The sequence below is a fragment of the Pseudomonas sp. AL 58 genome, from assembly GCF_036348395.1.
Classification (GTDB): domain Bacteria; phylum Pseudomonadota; class Gammaproteobacteria; order Pseudomonadales; family Pseudomonadaceae; genus Aquipseudomonas; species Aquipseudomonas defluvii.
Window position 1 is genome coordinate 1 of record NZ_JAZBQR010000062.1, and the last position, 816, is coordinate 816.

Annotated in this window: 1 protein-coding gene; it reads left to right on the forward strand. The window is 58.2% G+C overall.

Annotation, left to right across the window (positions count from 1 at the left end):
- Positions 1–432: 432 nt before the first annotated feature.
- Positions 433–816 (forward strand): hypothetical protein (locus tag UIA24_RS23040; protein WP_330524045.1); only part of this gene is annotated, 384 nt, incomplete at its 3' end.

Consider the following 816-nt stretch of genomic DNA (forward strand, 5'->3'; position numbering starts at 1 on the left):
AGGATGCGAGGGTGGCGTAGAAACCACCCTCGCATTGCTTCCTGGCAATCGAATACAAGACCTGCATGGCCGAACCCACTCTGGATGTTCGAGCACCACAACAAAGAACGGCAACACAGCAGCGCGCCATGCACCCATAGCCGTTTCAGGTCGTGGTTCTTACGTGAGGCTCAGTTCACCGCTAAACAGCGTCGCCAAGGGCAATACCTGAAACGCGCCCTGCGGTGCGGGGCTGGCCTGGGCGCAGAACAGTCGCAGTGGCGCCATCCCTTTACGTCATCCCGTTTTCCACTCCCCAAGTAGTCCGAAACTCCCAGCGCGCCTAGGAGTATCGGCCAATGCGCAATCACCGGCGCTTCTACATAGTTGTGGCATGTAGCAGAAAGGGGCTGCGGTCAGGTCTCGAAGACTGAAAACTGTCTGGAGAAAGTCATGGCTATTTACAAAAAAAGCTCATCCCTGAAGAACGACATAGCCGGTTACACCGGTGCAGATCTTTCGCCCTTCACCCAAGGTTTCAAAGCGAACGACAGCACGACGTTTACATTCCTGAGCAATCCCGCCGCCCTGACTGCTCCGACGGTCACCACCGACCTGAAAGACTACGCTCCTGGCAGCACAGCCATCATCACAGCCAGCGGATTCGCCGCCGGCAGTACCGTGAAGCTCGAGGTGGATCATGTCACCGACGCTGGCGCAGACAGCGTGTGGGGCACGCCTGACGATGTACTCAACACCAATACTGGCGAGGGGCACGACCCCTGGTATGTGACCGACGGTGGTACCGGCGATCTCGACGGCCAGGTCAACGGCAGC